Origin of the sequence: Vibrio sp. B1ASS3 (assembly GCF_905175355.1) — a bacterium.
In the GTDB taxonomy this organism is placed as follows: domain Bacteria; phylum Pseudomonadota; class Gammaproteobacteria; order Enterobacterales; family Vibrionaceae; genus Vibrio; species Vibrio owensii.
On sequence record NZ_HG992743.1, the window covers coordinates 1,710,685 to 1,735,683 of the forward strand.

The 24,999-nt window shown below is 45.1% G+C and carries 23 protein-coding genes; 12 read left to right on the forward strand and 11 right to left on the reverse strand.

All coding sequences use genetic code 11. The features are described from left to right. Positions 1-7: 7 nt before the first annotated feature. The gene (locus KJB05_RS25875) at positions 8-898 is read right to left on the reverse strand and encodes a DMT family transporter (RefSeq protein WP_208445313.1); all 891 of its coding nucleotides are present in this window, start codon (positions 896-898) and stop codon (positions 8-10) included. 146 nt (positions 899-1,044) lie between these two features. Between KJB05_RS25875 and KJB05_RS25880 the strand changes: the two genes are divergently transcribed. The 5 genes from KJB05_RS25880 to KJB05_RS25900 all read left to right on the forward strand — a co-directional run bounded on the left by KJB05_RS25880 (position 1,045) and on the right by KJB05_RS25900 (position 6,043). After that, a complete protein-coding gene (locus KJB05_RS25880; RefSeq protein ID WP_005438987.1) occupies positions 1,045-1,431 on the forward strand; it encodes a DUF3302 domain-containing protein in 387 nt (128 codons plus the stop codon). Beyond that, positions 1,431-2,561: an HlyD family secretion protein gene (locus KJB05_RS25885; protein WP_005438989.1), complete on the forward strand. Its 1,131-nt coding sequence runs from the start codon at positions 1,431-1,433 to the stop codon at positions 2,559-2,561. The genes KJB05_RS25880 and KJB05_RS25885 overlap by 1 nt, the downstream gene beginning before the upstream one ends. A gap of 309 nt (positions 2,562-2,870) precedes the next feature. Continuing rightward, a complete protein-coding gene (locus KJB05_RS25890) occupies positions 2,871-3,419 on the forward strand; it encodes an ECF-type riboflavin transporter substrate-binding protein (RefSeq protein WP_005432209.1) in 549 nt (182 codons plus the stop codon). Between the two features lie 6 nt (positions 3,420-3,425). Next, positions 3,426-5,207 (forward strand): DUF3744 domain-containing protein, encoded by a 1,782-nt coding sequence (locus KJB05_RS25895; RefSeq protein ID WP_208445312.1) that lies wholly within the window; start codon positions 3,426-3,428, stop codon positions 5,205-5,207. Next, entirely contained in the window at positions 5,204-6,043 is an 840-nt protein-coding gene (locus tag KJB05_RS25900) for an energy-coupling factor transporter transmembrane component T (RefSeq protein WP_208445311.1), read from the forward strand. Before KJB05_RS25895 ends, KJB05_RS25900 begins: the two co-directional genes overlap by 4 nt. Before the next feature lie 120 nt (positions 6,044-6,163). On the opposite strand, the gene KJB05_RS25905 is transcribed toward KJB05_RS25900, so the two are convergent. After that, positions 6,164-7,345, reverse strand: coding sequence for an MFS transporter (locus tag KJB05_RS25905; RefSeq protein WP_208445310.1), 1,182 nt, complete (start codon positions 7,343-7,345; stop codon positions 6,164-6,166). Between the two features lie 175 nt (positions 7,346-7,520). After that, positions 7,521-7,988, reverse strand: coding sequence for a YhcH/YjgK/YiaL family protein (locus tag KJB05_RS25910; protein WP_208445309.1), 468 nt, complete (start codon positions 7,986-7,988; stop codon positions 7,521-7,523). Positions 7,989-8,294: 306 nt separating this feature from the next. Here KJB05_RS25910 and KJB05_RS25915 point away from each other — a divergent pair, with 306 nt between their 5' ends. The 3 genes from KJB05_RS25915 (at position 8,295) to KJB05_RS25925 (ending at position 11,235) form a co-directional block, all read left to right on the forward strand. Beyond that, entirely contained in the window at positions 8,295-9,173 is an 879-nt protein-coding gene (locus KJB05_RS25915; RefSeq protein WP_208445308.1) for an NAD(P)-dependent oxidoreductase, read from the forward strand. A 243-nt stretch (positions 9,174-9,416) separates the two neighbouring features. Further along, positions 9,417-10,163, forward strand: a complete 747-nt coding sequence (locus KJB05_RS25920) for a metalloregulator ArsR/SmtB family transcription factor (RefSeq protein WP_208445307.1) — start codon at positions 9,417-9,419, stop codon at positions 10,161-10,163. Between the two features lie 832 nt (positions 10,164-10,995). After that, positions 10,996-11,235, forward strand: coding sequence for a hypothetical protein (locus tag KJB05_RS25925; RefSeq protein ID WP_039988561.1), 240 nt, complete (start codon positions 10,996-10,998; stop codon positions 11,233-11,235). A 43-nt stretch (positions 11,236-11,278) separates the two neighbouring features. On the opposite strand, the gene KJB05_RS25930 is transcribed toward KJB05_RS25925, so the two are convergent. The 3 genes from KJB05_RS25930 to napG all read right to left on the reverse strand — a co-directional run bounded on the left by KJB05_RS25930 (position 11,279) and on the right by napG (position 13,359). Continuing rightward, positions 11,279-11,530: a hypothetical protein gene (locus KJB05_RS25930; protein ID WP_199453957.1), complete on the reverse strand. Its 252-nt coding sequence runs from the start codon at positions 11,528-11,530 to the stop codon at positions 11,279-11,281. A gap of 204 nt (positions 11,531-11,734) precedes the next feature. Continuing rightward, positions 11,735-12,589: a quinol dehydrogenase ferredoxin subunit NapH gene (gene napH / locus KJB05_RS25935; RefSeq protein WP_208445306.1), complete on the reverse strand. Its 855-nt coding sequence runs from the start codon at positions 12,587-12,589 to the stop codon at positions 11,735-11,737. Continuing rightward, positions 12,589-13,359 carry a ferredoxin-type protein NapG gene (napG, locus tag KJB05_RS25940; protein WP_005439014.1) on the reverse strand — a complete coding sequence of 257 codons (771 nt, stop codon included), beginning with the start codon at positions 13,357-13,359 and terminating at the stop codon, positions 12,589-12,591. The genes napH and napG overlap by 1 nt, the downstream gene beginning before the upstream one ends. A gap of 670 nt (positions 13,360-14,029) precedes the next feature. On the opposite strand from napG, the gene KJB05_RS25945 reads away from it, so the two are divergent. Next, positions 14,030-14,530, forward strand: coding sequence for a GNAT family N-acetyltransferase (locus KJB05_RS25945; protein WP_005439016.1), 501 nt, complete (start codon positions 14,030-14,032; stop codon positions 14,528-14,530). A gap of 61 nt (positions 14,531-14,591) precedes the next feature. Here the strand turns inward: KJB05_RS25945 and KJB05_RS25950 are convergent, their stop codons facing one another. Both KJB05_RS25950 and KJB05_RS25955 read right to left on the reverse strand, forming a co-directional pair. Then, positions 14,592-15,575: a phosphotransferase gene (locus tag KJB05_RS25950; protein WP_208445323.1), complete on the reverse strand. Its 984-nt coding sequence runs from the start codon at positions 15,573-15,575 to the stop codon at positions 14,592-14,594. Beyond that, positions 15,575-15,850, reverse strand: coding sequence for a GNAT family N-acetyltransferase (locus KJB05_RS25955; protein WP_005439019.1), 276 nt, complete (start codon positions 15,848-15,850; stop codon positions 15,575-15,577). The genes KJB05_RS25950 and KJB05_RS25955 overlap by 1 nt, the downstream gene beginning before the upstream one ends. Before the next feature lie 155 nt (positions 15,851-16,005). Here KJB05_RS25955 and KJB05_RS25960 point away from each other — a divergent pair, with 155 nt between their 5' ends. Next, a complete protein-coding gene (locus tag KJB05_RS25960) occupies positions 16,006-16,740 on the forward strand; it encodes a flagellar brake protein (RefSeq protein WP_009704960.1) in 735 nt (244 codons plus the stop codon). Positions 16,741-16,903: 163 nt separating this feature from the next. Here KJB05_RS25960 and KJB05_RS25965 read toward each other — a convergent pair whose 3' ends face one another. The 3 genes from KJB05_RS25965 to KJB05_RS25975 form a co-directional block, all read right to left on the reverse strand. Continuing rightward, positions 16,904-17,851, reverse strand: coding sequence for a porin (locus KJB05_RS25965; protein WP_208445305.1), 948 nt, complete (start codon positions 17,849-17,851; stop codon positions 16,904-16,906). A 408-nt stretch (positions 17,852-18,259) separates the two neighbouring features. Continuing rightward, on the reverse strand, positions 18,260-19,888 hold the full coding sequence (locus KJB05_RS25970; RefSeq protein WP_005439025.1) for a methyl-accepting chemotaxis protein: 1,629 nt from the start codon (positions 19,886-19,888) through the stop codon (positions 18,260-18,262). Positions 19,889-20,115: 227 nt separating this feature from the next. Next, positions 20,116-22,476 carry an ATP-binding protein gene (locus KJB05_RS25975; RefSeq protein ID WP_005439027.1) on the reverse strand — a complete coding sequence of 787 codons (2,361 nt, stop codon included), beginning with the start codon at positions 22,474-22,476 and terminating at the stop codon, positions 20,116-20,118. Between the two features lie 197 nt (positions 22,477-22,673). Between KJB05_RS25975 and KJB05_RS25980 the strand changes: the two genes are divergently transcribed. Together KJB05_RS25980 and KJB05_RS25985 are read left to right on the forward strand one after the other, a co-directional pair. Beyond that, a complete protein-coding gene (locus KJB05_RS25980) occupies positions 22,674-23,171 on the forward strand; it encodes a hypothetical protein (protein ID WP_208445304.1) in 498 nt (165 codons plus the stop codon). Positions 23,172-23,245: 74 nt separating this feature from the next. Further along, positions 23,246-24,877 (forward strand): ABC transporter ATP-binding protein, encoded by a 1,632-nt coding sequence (locus KJB05_RS25985; RefSeq protein WP_208445303.1) that lies wholly within the window; start codon positions 23,246-23,248, stop codon positions 24,875-24,877. Positions 24,878-24,999: the final 122 nt, after the last annotated feature.

The window sequence follows — 24,999 nt, forward strand, 5'->3', positions numbered from 1 at the left end:
CAAAGGCTTAAAGAAAAAACAATGAAATACCGCCGAGCGCGACCAAAGTTCCTATTACACTCTTCGCGCCAACCTTTTCACCTTTGATCGCATAAATCACTAAGATAAACAGCGGGCTTGTAGCGATTAAAGTTTGCGCTATCGCTGGGTTGGCGTACTTCAACGCAATCTGTTGTAGCCAAAGGGCAAGGAAGGTCCCGACAAAGATCGCCAGTAGCAACCATCCCATTGCTTTGTTGCCCATCTCTTGAATGTGCTGCTTGATGCCTTTAAACGGCGCAGGCTCAACGACTTTAATCACCAAGCAAACCGCTAACACACCAATGCTGAGTCTAATCAATGCACCAAGCAACGGTGGAAGATCGCCCGCCACCAACGCATAGTGAGAAATCACTACGCCCGAAGCTTGGCATACACTCGCCAACAGACCAAACCCGATGCCGCTCCAATTTGTTTCTTCGCCTGAAGAAGAAGGCTGAAAGACAACAAAAGTCACCGCTGCGGTTGTCACCACCACGCCAAGCCAGCTTTGTAATGTCAGTTCTGAACCAAGAAACACCAAAGCAAGCACGCCCGATAGCGGAGGAGCAAGAGATTCTAGCAATAAGGTTTTGTTCGGGCCAATGCGCTTCAACGCGGCGAAGTAAGCACTGTCACCAATGGCAATACCAATCACACCAGAAACCGCCAATACAGCGAGATGTAATGGTTCAATTTGTGTTGGTATACCCTGCGGCAAAAATGGCATGACCACCAGCATCATCGCCGACGCAATAATGCCTTTGACGATGTTCAACTGCATCGCCGAAAAGCGATGGCTGAACTGACTGTATATCCATGTGGCAACCGCCCAAACGACCGCCGCGCTAATTGCAGCGATCTCACCTGAATATTGCACTGCTTACTCCTTCGTATTGCATGCCGTATCTCTCAATAACAGCGAATTGAGTTATAAATAACTTGATTCACTTATTGTTTCATCAAATACTTAAACAGTTAATTTACGTAAGTTTTTCTATTTAGCAACAAGCACAGGGAAGTAAGATGTTTCTAGACTATTTTGCACTTGGGTTACTCATTTTCGTTGCTTTGGTTATCTTCTACGGAATCATTGTGATTCACGATATTCCTTATGAAATAGCAAAAGAGCGCGAGCATCCTCACCAAGACGCTATTCATTACGCTGGCTGGGTAAGCCTTTTCACACTTCACGCCCTTTGGCCTTTCCTTTGGATTTGGGCGACATTATGGCGCAAAGAACGAGGCTGGGGCTTCAAACAACTCGAACAAGAGACGCATGATATCCATCATCGCCTCGAAGAGCTAATAGATGAAGTCAACGAATTGAAAAAAGAAGTCTCTACGCTGAAAGGTGAAAAACCAGCATCGAGCACTCCAGCACAAAAAGAACAAGGTAAGGAGGAACAATAATGGATTTACTACTGGTTCTGACTTACGCCGCGTTATGTATCGCGATTTTCAAAATCTTCAATATCCCATTGAACAAATGGACAGTTCCAACCGCTGTACTTGGTGGTGTGGTATTGGTTGGTACACTTATCTTGCTGATGAACTATAACCATCCGTTCACGCAAATTGGTAACCAAGTTTTCTCAACCACACCTGTCGTCTCTGGCGTTCGTGGACGAGTGATAGAGGTGCCTGTACAACCAAACCAACCTCTACAGAAAGGCGACGTGCTTTTCCGAATCGATCCCGTACCTTTCCAAGCTGAAGTCGACCGACTAAGAGCAAAAGTGAAAGAAGCAAGTCAGGGTGCACTAGGTCTTGAATCTAATGTTCAAGAAGCAGAAGCTGCGGTATTAAAAGCCCTCGCTGAACGTGATAAAGCACAGCGTGAGTTTGACCGTTACCAACGTGGTTTCGATCGCGGCGCGTTTACAGAGCAACAATTGGATACTCGTCGACAAGCATTCAAAGCTGCGCAAGCTGCATTAGAAGTTGAACAATCGAGACAAAAGCAAGCGCAAATCGCACTCGAATCTGAAGTTGGTGGTGAAAATACTCAAGTTGCCTCTCTATTGGCTGAATTGAGAAAAGCAGAGTTCAACCTAGAGCAAACAGTCGTTACCGCACCAACCGACGGTTACGTCACTCAGCTTGCCTTGCGCCCAGGTGTAATGGCGGTACCTCTGCCTTTAGCGCCTGTAATGACCTTTGTTCATACCGAAGAAAAGCTATATACCGCCGCGTTCCGTCAAAACTCGCTGCAACGCCTAGAGCCGGGGTTTGAAGCGGAGTTCATGTTCCGTGCACTACCGGGCAATGTGTTTAAAGGCGAAGTGGTTGAAGTTCTACCTGCGATTGGGGAGAGCCAATTCCAAGCTCGTGGTTCTCTACTTGGCACTGAAGCATTACGTACCAGTGGCCGTGTGTTTGTGACTCTCAAAATCACTGATGATTTGGCAGAGTTCCACTTACCTATGGGTACTGCTGTAGAAGTTGCGGTGTATTCAGATAGCTTTACCCACGTTTCTATCATGCGAAAAGTACTTATCCGCATGAAGAGCTGGCAAAACTACCTATATCTAGACCATTAATTTAATGGCGAAAAACGCATCAAAAAGTGTAATCAGGGGCTGACAGTCAGCCCCTGTTTTCATTCTAGCCATCCAGACAGATAGCATTCCCACTTTTATCAATATTCTGTATAATGCGCGCCTTATTTTTGATGCTTGCTGAAAAACTAAGCCAGTCAATGGGATGCGTGAATCCAATCACACATTTCTTGAAGAAAAACAGAGCAAACAATAAGCAGCTTGGTTGTTTCCTAACTTTGTTACACAATCAGCGCTATAAAAAAAGCAAGTGAACGTTCTTTAAAATCGACAATTGAACTGAGGTTATCTATGAATCTTTCTGCTAAAACCGTAGTGGTTATTGCAATCGGTGCTGCTCTATACGGCATCGGCGGTTTGCCAATGTTTGGCATTCCTGTGTTTGCAAACACGACGCTGAAACCAGCAATGGCGGTATTGGCATTGTTCTCAGTGTTATTTGGCCCTCTTGTAGGCTTCTTGGTTGGCTTCATTGGCCACTGGGTTACTGACCTATTTGCAGGCTGGGGCGTATGGCTAACTTGGGTACTTGGTTCAGGCATTGTCGGTTTAATTATCGGTCTTTTCCCTTCTCTAACACGTAACCGCTTAGAGAAAGGTGACTTCAATATGAAAGACTTCGCGTTATTCGTGGTGCTTGCTCTATTGGGTAACGTATTTGGTTACGGCTGCTCAGCCTTCCTAGACACCATCTTGTATGCAGAACCGTTCACTAAGGTATTTACACAGCTGTCGATCATCGCACTGGGTAACACCATTCTTATTGCTATTGTTGGCTTCTTCATTCTTAAGTCTGTCGCAAAACGTAACAAGCAAAGCCGCAACTTAACAGAGGCTTAATGTCGAATGACAATCGAATTTTCTAACTTCTCTTTTAGATATGAGTCGCTGGACAAACCGACGCTAAAAAATATCAATCTAAGGATAGAGAAAGGAGAGAAAATCGTCATTATCGGTCCAAGTGGTAGTGGTAAATCTACCCTTGGCCAATGTCTTAACGGACTGATCCCACACGCTATCAAAGGGGAAACCAGTGGCCAGCTGACCATCAACGGTCAACACACCGCTCCTTTTGACATGCACCAATTCACCGAACAAGTTGGTACCGTACTGCAAGATACGGACAGCCAATTTGTTGGGTTGAGCATTGGTGAAGACATCGCATTCGCGTTGGAAAACCAATTGATGTCTAACATCGACATGTACCCATTGGTCAAAGCGACGGCCAAGATGGTCGATTTGGAACAGATGTTAGATCGCTCCCCTCACGATTTATCAGGCGGTCAGAAACAACGCGTTTCTTTGGCGGGTATTTTAGTCGATGACGTCGACATCTTGTTGTTTGACGAACCACTTGCAGCCCTTGATCCAAAGACGGGTAAGAAGACCATCGAGATTATCGATGATCTGCACCGTGAAACGGGCAAAACCATCATCATTATCGAGCACCGTCTTGAGGATGTACTGCACCGCTCTGTTGACCGCATCATTCTAATGGAAAGCGGTGAAATAATCGCAGATACCACACCAGATGAAATCTTAGCGTCCCCTCTTCTTGAGGAATACGGTATTCGTGAGCCACTTTACCTTTCCGCGTTGAAAGAAGCAGGCTGCGCGATTGAAGGCGATGCAAAGCCATCGAGCTTAAATACATTGCCATTGGTGCAATACCAATCCGCCGTCAGCGCATGGTTTGAAGCCTCAAAAACAACCAATGTTGAAAAGCAAGCCGAGACTCTTCTGGCTGTTCGTAACCTTACCTATTCATACGATGGTAAGAAAAACGCGCTTGAAGACGTTAGCTTCGATGTAAAACGCGGCGAATTCGTTTCGGTTTTGGGTAAAAACGGCTCTGGTAAATCCACCATTACTAAGCTTGTGATGGGCGTGATTGAACCAGACCAAGGTTCGATGAGCTTGAACGGCCAAGACTTAAACGAGCTAACCATTTTCGAGCGCAGCCAAAAGGTTGGCGTAGTAATGCAAAACCCAAATCATATGATTTCGCATCACATGATTTTCGACGAAGTGGCTTTCGGCCTGCGTAACCGTGGTGTTGAAGAGAAACAAGTCGAAGCGAAGGTATTGGAAGCCCTTGAGCTGTGTGGTTTGAGCAAGTACCGTCATTGGCCGATTGAAGCACTAAGCTACGGTCAGAAGAAGCGAGTGACGATTGCATCGATTCTTGCCCTAGAGCCTGAGCTTTTGATTTTGGACGAGCCTACTGCTGGCCAAGATTACCGTAACTACACGTCGATGCTGAGCTTTATCGAGAAGCTTAATCGTGAACTTGGCATTACGGTGATGATCATCTCTCATGACATGCACTTGGTCTTGGAGTACACCACTCGTTCCATCGTGATTGCCGACAGCAAGTTGATTGCTGACGCGCCAATGACTGAGGTGTTTAGTTCCCCAGCACTGTTAGACCAAGCGAACTTGGCAACGACTAGCTTGTATGAACTGGCTACTGAGTTAGGCATTGAGAACACGAACGACTTTATGCAGCACTTTATTGACGTTGAAAAAGCGCGTCGAGAGCGTGAAAACAACGCCGATATTCAAACTTCAGAAGCTCAAGATTCACAAAATAATGATGTTAAAGACATTGAGAAAGTAGTGGCATGAAAGACAATAAGATGAAGTTTGGTATCAACTACATCGATACCCAATCGCCACTGCACAAACTCAATGGCATCACCAAGTTTTTGATGTTCATTGCATGGGTAACGGTGGTACTTACGACCTTTGATTTGCGCATCATTGCTCTACTGATCGTTGTAGGTCTTGGTTTGTTAAAAATGACCAAGGTACCTTTCCATGTGTACAAGCCTTTACTGATCGGTACAGGCAGTGTTTTATTGATTAATGCGCTGTTTATGTTTGCATTAGCGCCGCAACAAGGCAGTGAATACATGGGGTCAACAACGGTATTGTTATCGTTACCGGGTAATTACTCACTCACCCAAGAGACCTTGTTTTATCTGGTGACCGTAACACTGAAATACTTCAGCATGTTCCCAATTGCTTTGGTGTTTGTGTTTACTACGCATCCTACTGAGTTTGCAGCAAGTTTGAACCGCATGGGTGTGCCTTACAAAATTGCCTATGCAGTAAGTTTGACCTTGCGTTACTTGCCAGAAGTGAAGAAAGACTTCGTGAACATCATGCACGCTCAGCAGGCTCGTGGTGTTGAACTGAGTAAGAAAGCGCCGTTGTTTACCCGCATGAAGAACGTTTCTAAGATCTTAGGCCCTTTGATTTTCTCTAGCCTAGAGCGCGCCGACCAAATCTCTAACGCCATGACATTGCGTGGTTTTGGCCGTCATTCTTCTCGTACTTGGTACAGCCTAAAGCCGCTGACCAGAGCCGATATGGTGTGTATAGCAGGCATCGTAGTGATTGTTGCCGCAGCGATTAGCAAACGCGTGATAGACACTCAACTATTTTGGTATCCGTTCTAAACGAACCACTCTCACAACAAACCAGTCTCACGTTGAAAACCGAATACAAAAATGGGATGCCTCTGCATCCCATTTTTATAACCAGATTTCGCATTCAGTTATTGAGTAGTAAGTACTAACTTAGTTCCATCTCAACACACGTGTTTCGTTACCCTCTCCCGGCTTAGCTGGAATATTCAAAGACAATAACAAGCTCACTGCGGCCATAGCAGCACCAATGTAAAACACGCTTGAAGGCGAAACCAACCAGATCACACCAAAGGTTACCGGAATCACGACAGCGGCAATATGGTTGATGGTAAACGCCACACCAGCCGTTGATGCCATGTCTGCCGGATCGGCAATCTTCTGGAAGTAAGTTTTGATTGCGAGTGCCAGCGCAAAGAACAGATGGTCAATCACGTACAATGCTGCCGCCCACTCCGCTGTTTGCACTAAACCATATCCGACGAAAACAAAAATCAGTCCCACATATTCAAACATCAATGCTTTGCGCTCACCAACGGCTCCGATAAAGCGACCAATACGTTTAGCAAACAGGAAGTTGAACAAATAGTTGATTAAGAAAAGCAGTGTGATGTCCGCTGCCGAATAGCCAAACTTCTCCACCATCAAGAAACCAGCGAAGACCGTGAAGATTTGACGGCGAGCACCACTCATAAAGGTCAATGCATAGTAAAGCCAGTAGCGCTTACGCAGCACCAACTTTTTGTTTTGTGGTACTTCCGTTTTGAATTCAGGGAACGCAAACGCCATCACCATAATCAGGATAAAGCCCGTACCGCCTGCCAATAAATAGACCGTCTTAAAATCCAACTTCAGCTGTTCTAGCAGTACCCAAATCGCACCATAGGTAATTAAAGACGCCAACGCCCCAACCGAGATGAACTTACCCAGCCTCTCTGGCGCCTCTTCTTTAGAAAGCCATTGTAAGGACAAAGATTGCTTCAGTGTTTCGAAATAGTGGAAGCCAGTCGACATCAACAAGGTGGTAAAAAGAAGTCCAAACAAAGATGGGAAGTAACCTGTGATTGCCGTGCCCAGTGTCAGCATGGCGAGCGAGACCAACATAAAACGTTGCTCGCGGATAAACAGCAAAACAAAGACAACAGTAAAAGCAAGAAAACCGGGAATCTCACGCACACTTTGCAGTAAGCCGATATCGGCCCCATCAAAGTTGGCTTTTTCGATAACGAAGTTGTTCAGTAGCGCCATCCAAGTGGAGAAAGCAATAGGAACAATAATGGAAATCAGCAGAAGAAAGTTTTGTGGCGTTCTCCAGCTTTTCTGTGGCGTATTCATGACGAGTCCTTAGGATATGAAGCCGCCATCATACCGTCAAATGTAACAAATTCGCAATATCATTATTATTTATTTACTTTCTGTTTTTTACTTAAATTTCCGAAAGTTAGAATAAAAAACCGCCTCTAAACTTGCGTTTAAAAAGCGGCTATGTCGTTATTTTTTAAAGTTTATTTTACAAAAAATCTTTATGTACTTTGATGATTGCCTTACGAACGGATGCCGGTCCTGATTCTGTAGTAACCAATGGGCGATGTGGTTGCCCCGGATAGAAAATAATGAACTCTCCGGCTCCCACTTTTATGAACTTCTCATCAACCAACTGTTCACTGAAGGCCACGTCTTTATCTGCTAGCAGGTCTTCTTCTATTACCTTAAAAGGATTCAAACTGTAGCCAAATACCTCTTCACCTTCGAGTAGGATTTGTACATCTAGATAGTTACGGTGAATCTCAGAACGTCGGTTTTCAAGTGGCTGGGTTTGATCTTCAACCACCATCATAAAAGCCGATTCTCCAAATAACTCATACTTACCATTTTCAATCGGTGTGCTGAGCTTATCTTTTGCTATCTCGATGACGCTTTGCAGCTTAGGAGATAAATAAGAAAGGAACGTTAAGTGTGCTAAATGTCCGGTGTACATAAATGCCTCAAGTAAATAAAACAAGATATATTTGTAATACAAATGAACTTATTCTACTTACGAAGACTTGTATGCTCGCCAGATCACAAAACCGTGAATTCATGCCTCTAGCTATTCAACCTTTTCAAGCATCAAAACTGAACGTAAGCCATTGATATAAAATGAAAACAAAAACATAAAATTTAATTCATTAGAAGAAACTGAGATCCGACAACACATTTGGAGAATTTTTTCATTGCAAATTCCAGACGGGCGAATATTATAATGACAATATAATCATACAATAGTATATTTTAGGAGTTAGATATGACAAAACCTGTGATTGGTTTCATTGGACTAGGTCTAATGGGCGGCAACATGGTTGAGAACCTACAAAACCGTGGTTACGAACTTAAGGTAATGGACCTGAACAAAGAAGCGGTTGCAGCGTGTGTTGCTCGTGGTGCGAAAGAAGCAAGCTCTGCAAAAGAACTGGCTGCAGCAAGTGACATCGTGATGCTTTGTCTAACCACTTCAGAAGTTGTAGAAAAATTGGTTTACGCAGAAGACGGTATCCTAGCAGGCATCAAAGAAGGTGCAGTGCTGATCGACTTTGGTACTTCTATCCCAGCTTCTACTCGTAAGATTGGCGCAGATCTAGCGGCAAAAGGCGCAGGCATGATTGACGCACCTCTTGGCCGTACTCCTGCTCACGCGAAAGAAGGCCTACTAAACATCATGGCTGCTGGTGACATGGATACATTCAACAAAGTTAAGCCAGTACTTGATGAGCAAGGCGAGAACGTATTCCACCTAGGCGCGCTAGGTTCTGGTCACGTGACGAAGCTGGTAAACAACTTCATGGGTATGACAACAGTAGCAACCATGTCTCAAGCGTTTGCGGTTGCAAAACTTGCTGGTGTTGATGGTCAACAACTGTTCGACATCATGTCTGCAGGCCCATCAAACTCACCATTTATGCAGTTCTGTAAGAACTACGCTGTAGATGGTAATCCAAACCTAGGTTTCTCTATTGCAAACGCAAACAAAGACCTTGGTTACTTCCTAGAGATGGTAAAAGACCTAGGTACTGAGTCTCTTATCGCTGAAGGTACTTCTGCAAACCTACAATCAGCGCTAAACGCTGGTCTAGGTCAATCTGACGTACCAGTAATCTTCGACTACTTCACTAAGTTAGAGAAGTAATTCGGATTGAGCCTTACTGCGCAAACGTCGCAGTAAGGCTACTTTACTCTTCCCGCTATAACTTTCTATTCCGCACTTTTCTATTCCCCACTTTTTCATCACGATTCTTCATATCTAGCACGTCTAAACGGTTAATATAGAACCTGATGCACGTTCGAGTGCTTCTTGTTCACCCCATGCAGCGTTATACTGTCTTCTATCAATGGTCACAGTGGCATACGCCTCCGCATTTTTTAGTTTGATATGATGAAAAAACAAGTCCTATTTCTTTGCACTGGTAACTCCGCTCGCTCGCAACTTGCCGAAGCGATCTTTAACCACATGGCAGGAGACCGTTTTCATGCTGACAGCGCAGGCGTTCACCCAAGTGAAGTCGACCAAAGAGTGTTTGAAGTTTTAGATGGGCAAAACATCGTGAGTGAAGGGCTTCGCTCCAAAGATTTTGCTGAAGTTGAAAACAATCACTACGACTTTGTCATCACCTTATGTGACAACGCAAAAGATGAATGTGTTATTTTCGAGCAAGATGTCGATCAGCTGCATTGGAATCTTGTTGATCCCAAACCACTGGAAGGCGTTAAGCCATTTAAAAATACCGCCAAAGAACTGATTGAACGCATTAGCCTCTTTTTGCTCCTCAACAGCGAAGAGAACAACACGCATGTAGACCCGAGCAGCTTCTTTAAACTGATGAGCGATCCGCTACGCTTGAAAATATTAATGCTTTTGGAAGACGAACAAGATTTAACGGTCACGGATCTTAAAAATGCGTTAAATGAAAGCCAGCCGAAAGTCTCTCGCCACTTAGCGTTGTTGCGCGATACCACGTTCTTAAAAGACACTCGTCAAGGGCTTTGGATTCATTACCGCTTATCGCCATCTTTGCCAATGTGGATCAAGCATTTACTGCAAACGGTTCGCGTTGGTAACCCTGGTATCATTAACGTTGAGAAATCGCGCTTAAAAACCGCACAACAGAACGAGCAATAAGAGCTTCACTCCCCCACACTGCTATATTTAACCCAGAGACACTGCTGAGTATTTTTATTTGAAGCAGTGTCACCTTGTCATCGTTTCGTCAGTTCTATTGCTTGGAAATTACCCAAGCTCAACCAAAATTCAAACCATTGATATATTTGAACAATAAAGCGCAATCTTTCCGCTTTTGGGTACAACCCATACCTCTTCGTTTTATATGAGCAAAATAACCATTTCTCTGTTGGGCATCGACCAAAATCGCTTTATTTAAGATGCCTTTTTGAACACACCGGCAAACGATATTGTAAGTATCTTGCTACTACGGTCCCGACTCCAGCTGGTAGCAGTTTGTGACTCCACATAAGCCTTGCCCACCTACCACTCCATAGGTGGGCTTTTTTTTTCAAAAAATGCTGTGTAGGCATTGCAGACCGATATGTTTTAAAGGTGATAACTTCGACTAGCATTCATTGAGATATCATCTGGACATCAGCCAAATAAACGGCTCAATCAATATTTCATCTTTGATAATCGGGAATACCCATGCGAAACGCTAAAATCGCGAAGACCATTTTGTGGGTTGTGGTCAGCAGTTCGATACTTTGGCGACAGCTAGTCAGCATGGAATACCTACTCCATTAAACAAGCAGACCGCACGCCTAGTGATAATGAGGTGAAGCCTCATCGAAAGCCCTTTTCTCACGGAAGAGAGAGGGCTTTCAACTTTCTGTACCGACCTAAACGTCTATAGTCATCTCGTGAATGAACAATCTTGGGAATGCCTAAATCCTTTTTAGTACCGATGCTAAATTAAGCATCGAATTGAAAGATTAGGATTCATGAGATGAAATACGCATTTTCAGTGATGTTATTGTCACTGCTTCCTGTGGTCACAAACGCTGGCCTTATTAATCCGAAATGTGACCCAAAGAAATTGGTAGACGGTGTTACCAGCAGAGTAGGCAACCGCTGTACTCTCGACGAAACCATCGCTGACACAACAAAAGAAACTCTAGGCATCGATCATCGTGTCAATCCTAAAAAGCGGATGGAGAAAAAAGGCCTTATTAAAGACAAAAAATAGGACCAAGCACCCACCATCCATTCCTTCCTAAAATGGCCAGTGTTTATCGACACTGGCCATTTGGTTTTAGCTCAACCGAAGCCCCCTCGCCTTTAATGGTCGTAGGCCCAATATCAAAGCGGCATGCTTCGCCACTAAGGTAAACGGTATTCAATAGATTGTGCTCTTGATAAGTGACTCTAACTTGAGACTCCGTCGGAGCAACAACGATGATGTCGACTTCACGTCCAGTGGGTTGAGCTTGGTTTACACAACCAGCGCTAAGTAAAACAAGAGGAACTAAGAGGCTTTTCATAACAATAGAGTCTTTCATTCACGTCATAACAGTCAAAAAAAACCACCCAGATACAAGGGTGGTTAATAAAAAGGAATACGCTATTTCTATAACAGTGATGAATCTTAATTAAGCTCAATAATATTTTGATGGCATCGTAAAATTAAGCAAAACTAGACTGCCTAGCAGCTAAACTCGCTCTTTGTTCTATTACTCTTTGTTTTGTTACTCAATGTTCTTCACATTCAGTCGATTCTGGAACTCAAACACCTTTTCAGGACAAACATCTAAACAACGCCCACAACTCATGCAGGTTTGATCCATCACGCGACGGTCACCCTCTTTTAGTGGTTGACGCAGAACTTCCGGCTCGGGGCAAACATAAAAACAATCCATGCACTTAGTACAGTCTTCTCGGCGCACAGCAGTGACTCGCATTAAACTCTTGCTACCAATCACGCTGTACGTTGCTCCCAGTGGACACAAGTGACCACACCAGCCGTGCTCAACTAGCAATAAATCCAGCACAAACACCAATAAGATCAAAACCCAGCCAGCGCCCATGCCAAATACCAAACCACGATGCAGCGCCGCAACAGGATCCAGCCAAGTCCAAAGCACTGAGCCCGAAATCGCGCTGCCAAGCATCAATGCAGGGATTAACCAGTAACGAATATTTGGCGACCAACGATAGCTCGCTTTGAGATTGAGTTTTCTGCGCAGCCACGCAGCAAAATCCGTCACGATATTGAGCGGGCACACCCACGCACAAAAAGCGCGCGGAGCAAGAATCGCGTAAAACACCAACACAATCGTGACGCCTAGGAAAGCGTTAAACTCTGGAATATGACCTGTGGCGAGAGACTGTAATACAATCAGAGGATCGCTCAGTGGCACCGTATTAAGCAGCATACTGGAAGATAAATTGCCTTGCAGAATGCCCCATGTTGGCCCAGCCATAAACAGAACAATGATGGTCAGTTGGCATAATCGACGTAGAATGAGAAAACGATGCGCACGCCACCAGCCCAGTTTTTCTATGGCTTCTTTACCAGCATCTTGCGCTAAGTTCTTGGCCATTATTGACCTCCTTTGAGCGACTCAAGCGCACCACTTGGTACTGGATTATCTGCTGGTAAGACATTTTCAAGCGGCTTGTCGATTTCTTGCCAGCCAAAGTTGTAGTGACTACCAACCTTACCTTTGGCGAGATCGGTCGGCACCACTTTGATCGCTGCCACATCAAGCACGCAAGCTTGTTCACATTTACCACAGCCCGTACACACATCAGAATTGACGGTTGGGATCAGTTTCGCGTGATAGCCCGTTCTGTCATTGCGAATATTTTCCAATGTGATCGCTTCATCGATCAGCGGGCACACGCGGTAACAAACATCACAACGTAAACCTTGCCAGTTGAGGCAGGTTTCGTGGTCGATCAGCACAGCCGTTCCCATTCTCGCATCATCTATATCGGTGAGGTCATGATCCAGCGCACCGCTAGGACAAGCCACGACACAAGGAATGTCTTCACACATTTCGCAAGGAATATCGCGCGCAGTAAAGTACGGTGAACCTGTGGCAACGGGGGATAGCAGACTCGCAAGCTTCAAAGTGTCATAAGGGCACGCCTGAACACACAACCCACAACGAATACAGGCAGACTCAAAATCACCTTCTGGCAAAGCGCCAGGCGGACGAATAGGCACACCTTTAGTTTCGCGCGCTTGGCTCTGCAAAGACTGCAATCCAAGAACACACGCTGCCGCACCCACACCAGCGGCGGTACGGGCAGTGTCACGCAAGAATCGACGTCGACTTTGCGAGACTTTTGACTGAGAGGATTTCATTATTATTTTCCTCAAACACGCTCTAATTGCTCTTAAATAAGTTAAGCATAAATAGCGCTAAAAAGGCGTGCTCCCCATACCCCATAAGAGGTAACTCCAACCTGTCTTGATTAAAATCAACTCGTTGCAGATACCAACTTCACACTTTGATAAAAATGGCTTTATTTTGATGAATATACCCAAGTGACTTCAAGATGCTGGGTTCAGAGCGTTGTCATTGATTCGAGGTCAAAGAAAACAACGCAGTGGAATAGCGAGCTCTTTCCAAGTTGTTTGAAGCAGAGATCGAGTCAATGACACGCTCCCGAAGGGCGAGTTGCCTTGGCTTGCATACTTTGTTGTCGATTCTTGATTTAGACCCACTAGACCTTTAAATCGCCGCCGCGTCTACAAACCAAATCATTCTCGCTGAACCAAGCATCTCGAGGTTACTTGGGTATACAACTTCACCATTATTCTCCATAAAGGTGAAGTTCCTTAGTACAAAAATTCAACGGAAAATCACTCTCATTGGTATTTTCAATGATAATTCACTATAAAAAGTGAAAGTTAGAGGTTAGTAACATACTAATTTAAAAGCCATTTGAAGGGTAAAAGTAAAAAAAGGCTATTCAAAGTGACGTTCTCTGGTTAGATTGAAGTTAATTCCAACAAACCACAGGAGAGAAGCATGGAAATTATCGTTCGTCCAACCACTGTTGAAGACGCTGCTGCGCTAGTCGAAATTTATTCGCAACCAAAAGCACAACGTGAAACCCTGCAACTCCCTAAGCCATCTCTCAAGATGTGGGTTGAGCGACTATCGAACATGCCAGCTGGTGTGTATAGCTATGTTGCAGAAATCGATGGCAAGGTAGTGGGAAACATTGGATTTCATCATTCACAGCGCCCGAGAACTTCCCACACCGCCTCGTTTGGCATTGGTGTTCATGACAAGTTTCACGGCTTAGGCGTTGGAAGTGCGCTGATTAGTACGGTGACAGAACTGGCCGATAACTGGTTAAATGTAAGACGTATCCATATCGAAGTGAATGCCGATAACGACGCTGCAATAGGCTTGTACAAGAAGCACGGCTTTGAGATTGAAGGTGAGTTTGTTGATGCCTCTTTCCGAGACGGTGAGTTTATCAACACCTATAGCATGGCTCGCATTCGAAAACCGAAAAACTAACAGTTATCCACCATAATAAAACTCCCGCTTTTTCACTGTGAAATCCAACGGGAGTTTTTATTTACCGCTTCAAGTCCAAATAGTCTAACGCTCGTTTCGTTAACGATTCGGTATAGGGGTTAATCTTCCAGTGACTAGGACTCCAGCCTTTCACAAAGCGCTGAAAATCCGCCCAAGCAACAGCAAACAATGGTCGCCATTCTTGCTCAACCACTGAAGCATCAAGCTCAGGCTGATAGTGTTTAAGTGCACTATCTAGGGCGTCAAAGTAGGTATTCAGCACCCAAGATTCCATCTCTGCACACTGATTCGGTTCAACAGCACTGCTCATGAACAGCGCCACGTCTTTCATCGCGCAGCCATGACCTACATACTGAAAATCTACTGCAGCAACGGCTGAGCCTTCATCATCAAAGCAAAAATTGGCCAGCTTGGCATCACCATGAACCAGTGTTTGAAAGCGCGCCTGACGCAAAGTGCAATCAATCATCTCCGCATGTTGCTTGAGCCTGTCATCTTGCAGTGCGGCCAATTCATCTGGTCTTGTGTCCAAATGCCAATAGGTGCCTGTTGGCCATAAACTGTCGTCACTAACACCAATATAGCGCGCGTGGAAGTTTGCCAACCAAACCAAGCAGGCTTTCAAGTGTGCTTTACTCGCCTCTTTAATCACGTTTGGATAACCGGCTTGAGCGAGATCTTCCATTACAATCAGCCATTCATTTTCGTTCTGAAAACACTTGAGCCCTTGCGGGATTCGGCAACGTTCGTCGGCCTGTTGACTGAAGTGCTGATACCAACTGACTTCAACCTGATAAGAATGCAGCTTACGTTGATGGGAGCGATCGGTGTTCCAACCACGCGGATGTTCCGATGGTTTAGGAAGTTGAACGTGTTTAACGATGATCGAGCGGCACGGAAAAGTCAGCCGAACTAACTCACCATAACCACCCCATAGAGATTGAATCACATCGATGCGTTCAAGCGAACCTAGCTTGAGCTCGTCACCGATGTTTTGATAAAGCGGATTGTTCATTGGCTCCATTATGCGAGTAAATGCGCCCATTCAGGGTGTGTTGCCATGTATTTAATCACGTAAGGGCAAACGGGTACAACGCGATAGCCTTGTGCTTCAATCTCCGGCAAGACGGCTTCCATCATCACTTTGCCATAGCCTTTACCGCGCACTTCTTCAGGTATCAGCGTGGACGTTATGTGCATCTCTTGTCCATCAAGCTTATAAACCACTTTTGCTTTGTGGTCTTGCTCTAAATCGACCCAAAAAATTTGGCTTGTTGTGTCTTGTGTCACTTTCTGCATTATCCGTGCCCCACTTTTCACTCGTGCTTTATTGAAACCAGCTATGTGACTGCATAGAATGATATCCACGCAATAGTCTAGTCATTTAGTACTACCATAACATAGCGCAAAACCGTCTTCTCACATTAGGTACGACAATAATAATGAGAAATATGATGACGAGTGCAAGGGACAATCGTTCGTCTCTTACAAATAAAAAAGCACCAGAACGTCAGGCAAGCACATTAAACAGCACCGATGCAATGGCAATGGTGGAACATGGAAGTGAAGTGACACTTAACGTCACCACGCCGGTAGGCACCAAGTTCATCACCACCAGCACATTTATGGGCTGTCATTCCAACAATACCGCGCTGATTGAACTCCCAAATATCTCCGACGAGGATTTGAAGTTTTACTTTCAGGAAGGCTTCTGGATTAACGTAAAAGCCTACTCCCATCGTGGTGAAGGCGCCGTGATCCCTTTTCGCGCCCAACTTCAACACCGTTTGGGTGACCCATACCCATTATTGGTACTGAGTCTGCCTAACACTATGCAGGTTTATCAGCTGCGAAAAGAAGTGCGATACGAAGTGAATCTGCGCAGCCGCCTTCAGTTCGAGCAATACCGAGCAGAATGTGAAATACGAGATCTTTCCAAGAGTGGTTGTCGATTTGTCACCTCACCGATGAGTAGAACGCTCCAAGTCGGTGATCTTGTCACTCTCGACATAACGATGCCGGGTAACGGACGCATGTTAGCGCCACTAAAAGGGCGAATCTGTAACTTACAGAAATCGACACACTACGCACGATACGGGGTCGAGTTTGATGATTTCGGGAAAGCAAATGCCAAAAACCTTTTAAGTCACCTCAAATTTGATGGCACCAAGCTAACGCTGAAAGGATAAACCAGTCCATATCCAACGTATGAAGCACTGCGTTCAAGTAGCCTAATTAGTTCAAATAACCCTAAAGCGTTCAAATGCCCCTTAAATGAAGAAAACCCCTTACCACACGGTAAGGGGTTTTGTTTTACTAAGAAAAAGGCGGGATCTTAGAAAACAATTTGACTTAGAAGTCGTAACGTAGACCTAGTGCTAGTTCGTCTTGCTCGTCAGAACCTTCATTGTCCATTAGGTCGAAGTTGTATGACGCGTAGCCACGGAAGTTAGGCTTGAAGTAGTAAGTTACGTCAACTGCTAGGTTTTCTACAGTATCTGTGTCTTCTACGTCACCTTTGTTGTAAGTAGAAGTGAACACTGTTTGACCCATAGTGTATGCAGCTGCTAGTTCGTAACCTTTGTAATCGTCAGAATCTTGCTCGATACCTGTGTAGTTACCAGCAACGTAGAAGTTACCTACAGTGTAAGAAGCCGCTAGCATGTGTTGGTCAACGTCATCTTGGTTAGCGAAGCCAGCACCTAGCTCAAGGCCAGTGTCAGCGAATGCGTAAATACCAGATAGAGAGAAACCATCTTGCTCGTTGTCGTCAAAACCGTTCGCATCTGTTGTGCGATCAGCAAAACGGTAGCTTGCACGAAGCGCTAGTTGCTCGAATTGGCCTGAGTAAGAAACCATGTTGTCTGTGCGGTCTGCAACTGGCAGTTTTAGTGCTGCAGTGTTGCCGTGGTAAGCCATGATATCAGTGAAGTCAGTGATAACGCCTAGTGCACCGTCGTTTTTACCGTAAGTGATTTCACCGTATTTACCGCCAAGACCTGCGTACGCGTAACGAGTCTCTAGATCGCTGTTGTTATCAACTGCGCCGTTTTCGAATGTTTCGAACTCACCTTCCCAAAAACCAACACCGTATAGGCTATCGCTGATTTCCTGTTTGCCTAGGAAGTTAAGACGGATACGTGAACGGTCTTCTGCTTTGCCGTCGATCATAGATAGACGAGCTTCAGCGCGGCCGCCCATTTCTAGTGATGTACCGTCTTGGTTGTACAATTCTGAAGCGACAACTTGAGATCCAGATGCCATTAGCGCCACTGCTACAGCTAAAGTTTTCAATTTCATTTATAGTTTTCCATATCTTTGTTTTGTCATCATTTTCTCACCAGAAAACAGGACTTTTCTGTACCAACGAGAAAACGGGCGGCATCGTAGCAGCTGTTATTTTTAGCGCAACAAGTTGAATAAACAGCCTTAATTGAGCAAAACACCACTGAAGATGACGATATGAATACCTCCAAACCCTCAAGTTATCGGTTCGGTGAATAAAAGCGTGCGCGTCAAAAAACTTTTGACGCTAAAAAGTGAGATTCAACATTTATAAATGTGACATGAATCACCTTTTGTTTTGGGTAACTGACTGTTTTAATTACTGTTAATTAAATCATTACTCGGTTTTTGATAAAAAAATCCCCAAGCCGAAGCTCAGGGATTCTTTTCAATCAGTCGATGTTTGTCGCTTGCTGCTTTTGACTAAAGCTTGAAGAAACTCAACTGCTCTTTTTGTTTTTCAGCAAGATGAGAAAGCTCTGTACTTGCGCTCGCGCTTTGGCTGATGCCCGCTACGTTTTGGTTTACAAGTTCAGACATGTTTACCACGTTACGGTTAATGTCTTGTGTTACTTGAGACTGCTCTTCCGCTGCCGTCGCCACTTGCGTGTTTGAATCGTTGATGTTCGCTACCGACTCGGTAATACCAATCAACGCATCGTTCGCTTGCTGAGTGAGCTCGTTGTTGCGGTTAAGCATCTCTAGGCTCACCTGCATGCTGTCATTTGCAAGACCAGACTGCGCTTGAAGCTCTTCAATGATAGAAGAGATTTCTTGCGTTGAGTCTTGAGTGCGTGCCGCTAGCATACGAACTTCATCTGCTACAACAGCAAAACCACGACCAGATTCACCAGCACGTGCCGCTTCAATCGCCGCGTTCAGTGCTAGAAGGTTAGTTTGCTCAGAGACGCCACGAATCACTTCAATAACATCGTTGATTTGAACCGATTGTTCTTTCAGACGAAGAACCACTTGCGCCGCATCGTTAAGCGCTTGAGACATTTGCTCGCTTGCTTGTGCACTCTCTTGGAAGATAGCTAGGCCAGATTGCGCTAGACCGTCTGCTTCACGTGCTGTTGCGTCTGCTGATGTCGCGTTGTCGCTTACGTTGTTTGCTGTGCTTGCTAGCTCGTTAACCGCCGATGCTACTTGCTCGATTTCAGCCAATTCTTGTTGAGCATTCGCTTCAGCTTGTGTCATTACCGCTGCAAGTTCTGTTGAAGCAGAAGCCACTTCTTCACTGATGCGCATTAGTTGGTCAACCGTATCGTGAAGCTGTTTCGCTGTTTGGTTTACGTCTTTGCTTAGCTGCGAAATTTCGTTGTCGCCATCAATGTCTGCACGTACCGACAGGTCACCACCTGCTAGCTTGCGCATCACTTCTTGCAGTTTTTGGATTGGCGTAACAATCATGCCAGATAGGAACCAAGCACCTAGCAAAGAGAATGCAAATACCGCAATGACTGACATCATGGCATTGTTTTGTACGCGAGTATGTTCACGTGCGCTTGCTGCGGTTGCTTCCGTCGCAATCTCATTCACACGTTGTGATAGTGAGTTGATGGTTGCAACCATTTCGTTACCAACACGGCGGTAACCTGAGATAAAGTTTGTGTATTCGCTATCAGATACTAAGCCACGGTCGTGACGGTTAAAGAATTCTACCGCACGTGTTGAGTAATCAATGTAAGCATCAATACTTTGGCGTACTTTCTGCGCTTCTTTGCTGAACGTACCACGAGCATCCACAAGATCGAGATCGGCATCAATCGCTTTTGCACCCGCTTTTAGGTCAGCAAGGAAAGCATCACGACGAGACGCATCGTAAATCGCGTAAACCGCGCTAATGCGCAATGGGTAAACTTGGTCGTCGATTTTAGCCAATGTGTCTTTGTAGAACACAAGAGAATCGGAGTTAGAAGCAACCAATTCTTGCTCTGCTTCTAGGTTGTTTTGAGTGATCCACAATGTGATGAACAGAGTGATCGCGGTGAATAGAACTGGAACCAAAACTTGCGTTCGTACTGACAAGTTTTTCAGGGATAGCTGCATGAGTAACCTCAGGTATTTGAGTGTTGGCTTCCTTGCGATGGGATTATTCCCGGACGAATAGACAAGGGGGCAAATACTAGAGATAGATCACACTTTTGTCCAGAGCAAAAAGCCATCAATTTCATGGCTTTAGCGACAATATCCCGACAACTGCGTCGGGATATTGTCATTATGACAAGTTATGAAAATTTATACGCTTTTCTATCAACTTTTATGTCAATAAGTGCTTATTTTCTCAGCGCATTTAGCTTAGCTTGTGCCAAGCCAAAGATTGTGTCGATAGGGTAAGTTCCCTCGTCGGTCGCTTCACCAGCATCTTTGCCAGTAAACAGCTCAACCGCTTCGGTTACGTGGTCGATAGCCCAGATATGGAAATCTCCCTTCTCTACCGCTTTGACAATGTCAGGGCGAAGCATCAGGTTATGTACGTTTGAACGCGGGATAATTACCCCTTGTCCAGCATGACGACCTTTGATTTCACACACATCGTAGAAGCCTTCTATCTTCTCGTTTACACCACCAATAGGCTGCGCTTCACCGAATTGGTTCATCGAACCGGTAATCGCAATGTCCTGACGGTTCGGCTGTTTCGAGAACGCAGACACGACTGCACAGAACTCAGCCATACTTGCACTGTCACCATCTACACCACCGTACGATTGCTCAAAGGTAATCGTGGTTGTCAGTGGAACGCGTGCTGTCTTACCAAACACAGACGACAAGTAAGCAGACAGAATCATCACACCTTTCGAGTGAATACTACCGCCAAGATCAACACTTCTCTCGATATCAATCACTTCACCATCACCGTAACACGTGGTTGCCGTAATGCGGTTTGGCGCGCCAAACATGTGATCACTGGTGCTCAATACCGACAGTGCGTTGACCTGACCAACTGCAGAACCTTCGGTACGAATCAAGGTCGTGCCATTAACGAAGGTTTCCATCACGCTATCTTGCAAACGGCTGACTCGCATTTCTTGATTGCTCAAAGCCTCTTCCACGTGTCCGATACGGATCATGTTGGAATTCGCCTGACGAGCCACGTAGTTAGACTCACGCAATAGATTAGCGATGTTGGCAGAATGCAACGAAAGCTTGGTTTGGTCTCCAGACAAACGCGAACTGTATTCGATGATGCGCGCGATGGCTTTCTTATCGCAGTGCAGCATGTTGTTGTCGTTCACCACACTAGAGATAAAACGTGCGTATTGCAGTTCTGAATCCGGTGTACGCTTCATTTCGTCTTCGAAATCCGCCGTCACACGGAACAGTTCACCAAACTCTGGATCGTAGTGTTGCAGCAGTTGGTAAGTGCGGTAATCACCAAACAAGATGATTTTGATGTCCAATGGAATCGGTTCGGGATCAAGAGAAACCGCGCCAGTCAATGTCACTTCTTTTTCTAAAGAGGTAAAACTCAGCTGACGAGAACGTAATGCACGCTTCAATCCATCCCACACATAAGGTTGCTCAAGCACCTTTTGTGCATCCATCAATAGCACACCGCCGTTCGCTTTATGCAAGCTACCCGCTCGAATCAAAGAGAAATCAGTAAACACTGTGCCTTTGAACGTCGCCGTTTCAATCGAACCAAATAGCGAGTGGTAGTTCGGGTTCTCTTCTACCACAATTGGGAACTCGCAATCTTTACGACTAACCAATACGTTGACTTTGTAACGACGTGGAAGTTTCTTATCTAAGGAAGCGGTAGCAATCTCACCTTGTTCACCACTCTGCTCTAGGAAGATGTCAGCGTTTTCGACAATATCTTTTTGCAGATCAGTTAGGTAGGTTTTGATTTCCGAATACTCAGCGTAATCCACTTTCAATTGCTTGATGAAGTGGGTAATCACGTCCAGCGTTACGTCATCATTAAGCTTTTTGATCTTCTCGCTAAATGAGTCTTCCCACTCAGTGAGCTCGCGAACCATATTACGCAAACTGACTTCTAGCTCGTCGATACTGCTGCCAAAGTATTCTTGCTCTTTCTTGCTGAGCGCTTCGAAAGATTCTTCGGTATGCAGCTCTTCACCGTCCATCGCAACAAACTGATAATCACCTTGCGCCGTGATCGTTAGGCTGATGCCTTTCTCTTTTGCTTCCTTACTGATGCTGTCCAACTCGTGTTGCTGTTTATTCGCAAGTTGGTTTTTCAAACGATCAGCTCGGCTGTAGTACATCTCATTGTCGAACGCGAGAGGTAAAGCATTGAGCAATTTACCCATCAGCTTTTCGATGTCTACTTTGAGCTTGCTGCCAATTCCGCAAGGGAGTTTTAGGACTTTTGGTATACGCGTGTCTTCAAAGTTCGCGACATAACACCAATCAAACAGTGCCGCGGCATCGTGTTGATGGCGATTTAAATAGCGCAAAATCATAGTGCGCTTGCCTAGGCCGTTCTGACCAATGGCGTAGATGTTGTACCCTTTCTCCTTAATTGACATGGCAAACTCGACGGCTTTCTGTGCGCGCTCTTGCCCTACAATTTCGTCAATCGGAGGTAATTCCTTGGTCGACTTACATGGCATATTCTCTAGATCAGCTACAGAATACAGCTGTTTAGGTTCCAATCTTTGTACTGCCATACTCGCCTCCTTTTCTTATTGTCGTTACCTCAGTGTAGAGATTATTTGTTTAAATTTAAGTGATTTATCTTCCACCCCGGTTCGTTTGAACATTTTACGAACAGCTGCACGCCTTTTAAAATGATAAAAAGTCGCACTTGCAATTGATAATTAATTTCATTTAATGTCTATTCAAATCGAATTTTGTGGAGATGAAGATGAATATTGAGCAATGCTGGATGCGCTATTTAAAAGCAGAGCAGCTGATGGAACAAGGCCATTGGCCAGAAGCTCATCGCTTGTACGAAGACGTGCTCAGCCACCTGCCAAACCACATTCACTCCGCACTTGAAAACGAACAAACCAAGCCGTGTCAGTTTGTGTGTTTAATTAGTGGGTTGCGTGATGCGAGCGTTGCGCAGTCAGAAATTCTCAACAAACTCGGTATGCAGCAAGAAGCGTTCGCAGCTCTCAATCAGTCTTACGCTCTGTTCCAGTTCTTACAGCTCGAAAGCCACGATGTAATTGGCCGCGTTAGCCAAATGCTGAGCAAACAGAGTGAAGATTTATTGGCGCACATGGCAGCATTTTGCTCTGCCCAACGTAACGCTCAATGGATGATAGAGCTCGATCATGTCACCCGTGCTCATGAACAGTTCTTGTATCTACAAGCCATGAGTTCTGCAGAAGCGGGCGCGTCTCAACTCTACAATTAGCCCTCTTCATTGGAGTTGTCACGGTAAGGCACAACACATAACAGTAATAACAACTCGATACACAAGGAAACGTGATGTCTACACAAACCATTCTTTCGGTGAACAACCTGTCTGTCAGCTTTACGACAAACGATGGTATCGTCGATGCAGTAAAGAAGGTTAGCTTTGATCTTAAAGCTGGTGAAACGCTGTCTATCGTAGGCGAATCTGGCTCTGGTAAATCTGTCTCAACCAATGCGTTGATGAGGTTGCTGCCAGATAATGCCATTTTGCACGCTGATTCCTCTATCGTCTTTGAAGGCGAATCAATCCTAGAGAAAACCGAACGCCAAATGCAAAGCATCCGTGGCGATCGCATTGGTATGATTTTCCAAGAGCCAATGACTTCTCTTAACCCATACATGCGCGTTGGTATTCAAGTGGCGGAGGCCATTATGTGCCATCGCCCAGTGAGTAAGAAACAAGCCAAAGACAAGGTGCTTGAGCTGTTTGACTTGGTGCACCTACCAAATCCTCAACAAGCTTACACTAAGTATCCGCACGAATTCTCCGGTGGTCAGTTACAACGCATCATGATTGCCATGGCTTTGATAAACGAGCCAGACATTCTGATTGCCGATGAGCCAACCACTGCGCTTGACGTTACCGTTCAGGCAGAAGTGCTTTATCTGATCAAAGAGATCCAAGCCAAGATGGGCATGGCGATTTTGTTCATCACTCACGACTTAGGCGTAGTGAAACACTTTGCTGACCGAGTATTGGTGATGTGTAAAGGTGAAGTGGTCGAAGAAGGCATCACAGACACACTCTTCTCCGAACCGCAGCATGATTACACCAAGATGTTGATTAACTCGATTCCTAAAGGCAGCAAAGACCCGATTGAAGAAAACGCCGCTGAACTTCTTAAAGCCGATGATATCCGCGTTAAGTTTCTTGTTAAGCCGCACTTCATCGCCAGCAAGAACGAGTATTTTGAGGCAGTTAAAGGCATCTCACTAGAGTTAAAGCAAGGCGAAACGCTTGGTATTGTTGGTGAATCAGGCTCCGGTAAATCAACACTAGGGCGAGCTTTGATTGGTTTGCTGCCATCAAGTGGCAAGATTCAATTCAAAGGACAAGATCTTTCCTTACTCTCTGCCAAACAACGTTTTGAGTTAAAGAAAGATGTGCAGATGGTGTTCCAAGACCCTTACGGCTCGCTTTCTCCTCGCATGACGGTCGGTGATATCATCACTGAAGGTCTCACAGTGCATCAACCTCAAATGAGCAAAGCAGAACGAATGCAAAAAGCACGTGATGTTCTGCGAGAGGTGCGCTTAGATCCAGCATCTATTAACCGTTACCCGCACGAGTTTTCTGGTGGTCAGCGTCAACGTATCGCTATTGCGCGTGCGTTAATTCTTGAGCCTTCTTTCATTTTGCTTGATGAGCCAACCTCGGCTCTCGACCGCTCTGTTCAGTTGACCGTCATTGATCTTCTGAAAGATCTGCAGAAGAAACACAACATCGGCTTCTTATTTATTAGTCACGATCTCTCAGTAGTCAAAGCGCTGTCGGACCGTGTTCTGGTGATGCAAAAGGGTGAAGTCATGGAGCAAGGGACGGCTGAAGAAATCTTCCATAATCCGAAAAGCGATTACACAAGAAAACTGATTGATGCCTCATTTGACCTTGAAAACAATGAAAATCAAGATGATGCAGCCTAGATTCATCACAGTTTCATATTCTTAAACTAGGATTAAAGTATGGTGAATTTTTCGCCATAACTACGAAAAATGGTATAGCTGCCATTCGGTTTGGCCGCCGAGACTGGTTGGTTCAAAGTTAG